Source organism: Endozoicomonas sp. SESOKO1, assembly GCF_024606265.1.
Taxonomy (GTDB): domain Bacteria; phylum Pseudomonadota; class Gammaproteobacteria; order Pseudomonadales; family Endozoicomonadaceae; genus Endozoicomonas.
In genome coordinates this window covers 1-2127 of record NZ_JAHHPP010000209.1, presented here as the reverse complement: position 1 = coordinate 2127, position 2127 = coordinate 1, and the positions used below count along the sequence as shown (strand labels likewise).

Here is a 2127-nt window from a genome sequence, read left to right as displayed (position 1 = left end):
ACGGCAAAGCTACGCAATGCCGCTATGGATGGAGAATTTCGCAAGGTTCGTTAAACCACTATTAACATGCCATCCATTTCAAACCGACCGTCCTTGATCATCGCAGAACGGCTGACAGTTTGACTGCCAGATAAAATCATCTATTTTTTCAGCAGCGATTCGCTGTTTGCTTTTGTGAATACTTACTTCTTTCAAAAGCCTCGTGTATTTCAAGCAAAGACAGCGTGTGCCCGCTATCTTTGTACACAACTGTACACAGCCTATTGCACGAAAATTGACGTATAAAACTGAAAATCACTCAAACTTCTGAAACCCCAAAACAGAATCAAGAGACTGCTTTCAGCCTCTATCTGGAGCATGACCATGAACACTCCGAACACCTGTGTTGCCATCTATAAAACCCATCAAGCTGCGGATGATGCAGTCAAGTACCTGCAAAAAGCAGGCTTTGAGATGAAAAAGATATCGGTCGTTGGTAGCGACTACCATACCGAAGAGCACGTCGTTGGTTATTACAATACGGGGGATAGAATGAAAGCCTGGGGAAAGATGGGAGGGTTCTGGGGCGGACTATGGGGCGTTCTGTTTGGTGCCGCTTTTTTTATGATTCCAGGCCTTGGCCCGATGGTGGTTGCCGGACCACTGGTGTCTGCCATTGTCGGAGGCCTTGAAGGCGCTGTGATTGTTGGCGGTTTATCCGCACTTGGTGCAGGCCTTGCCAGCATGGGAATCCCCAAAAACAGCATTGTCCGTTACGAGGAATCTCTATCTGCCGGCAGCTTTCTATTGCTTTATAACGATACAGAAGAAAATGTTGCCGCTGCCGCAAAGGTGTTGCTGGAAAGCTCAGACCACGAGGGCGTGGAAACTCATAGCAAAAACAATGGCGAGTAAACAAAGATATTCTTCAGCCATTGCACTGTAATGGCTGAATAACAGCTTAAATAACTTCCAGACAAGACCCTTTAAAATGGGCAAAGACACGCTGTCCCACCGACAAATTCAACAACCCCAGCGCTCTTCTGGTGACCAGTGCCAGTAATGTCTGCCCTTCAGCCTCCATAAACAGCATGACATTATTTGAATCAAGTTCCTGAATAGCCCGAATCGTTGTAGCCACCCGGTTCTGAACACTTGTACAGTGGATATCTTCCACAACAATACTGACCTCCTGGGCAGGCAATATGACTCTCAAGTCGGTTCCCGGCAGCGCTGAAACCTGATTGGCCAGTAATTTCTGGCCACCCAGTAACAACTCGGTGAAACCGTATTCCTGGTCATGGCCTCCCACCTGCACCTCCAGAATCGACAGTGCACAGTCATCCCGGGTCAGTAAAGAGCCTGGTCGGCTGAGCAATTGACGACACTCGCCACGGGATACCACCTGCCCCTGATCAACAAGCACCAGTTTATCAGCCAATCGGGCAACCTCTTCACGGGCATGACTGACCATGACGATCGGTATTTTGAAGTGCTGATGGATATTTCTCAGGCAGGGAAGAATGCTTGTTTTTGATGACCAGTCCAATGAAGCCAGGGGCTCATCCATTAATAGCAGACGGGACCCACTTAACAGGGTTCGGGCAATAGCAACACGCTGCTTCTCGCCTCCGGAGAGTTTATCAACCGAACGCCCCAGTAAATGCACGATATCGAGCTGCTCAACCACCTCAGATAATGAGGGCATGGCAACATTAGCCCTGGCCCGCTTCAAGGCAAACTGAAGATTTTCCATAACGTCCAAATGGGGAAACAGCCTGGCTTCCTGAAATATATAGCCAATGCCCCGTTGTTCCGGCGGTACCCATATACCTTTTTCCGAGTCCTGCCAGACGTCATCATTGAACTGGAGTCGTCCACTGGCATGGCTTTCCAAACCGGCAATAGTTCTCAGCAGGGATGTTTTACCACACCCTGAACGCCCCATAATGGCCCAGATGGCATCGGTATCCAGCGACTCACCAACACTGAGAACAAAGCGGTCCCGGGGAAGTTGAATATCAATTCTCAGCATTAACAACGACCAGGGTATTGTTTGCGGGATAATTGAACAGCGGGCTTACGATCAAGACTCTGACACTCCCCGCCCTGGCGGGCGAGGGTTCTTGATCGCTCAAGAACGTTTCT

The 2127-nt window shown here is 49.2% G+C and carries 2 protein-coding genes; one reads left to right on the top strand and one right to left on the bottom strand.

Annotated features, from left to right (window positions below; translation table 11 throughout):
- Positions 1 to 363: 363 nt before the first annotated feature.
- A complete protein-coding gene (locus tag KDK13_RS09750; protein ID WP_257284788.1) occupies positions 364 to 894 on the top strand; it encodes a DUF1269 domain-containing protein in 531 nt (176 codons plus the stop codon).
- Between the two features lie 46 nt (positions 895 to 940).
- Here the strand turns inward: KDK13_RS09750 and modC are convergent, their stop codons facing one another.
- Complete coding sequence (gene modC / locus KDK13_RS09745) at positions 941 to 2014, bottom strand: molybdenum ABC transporter ATP-binding protein (RefSeq protein WP_257284787.1); 1074 nt, start codon at positions 2012 to 2014, stop codon at positions 941 to 943.
- Between the last annotated feature and the right edge of the window lie 113 nt (positions 2015 to 2127).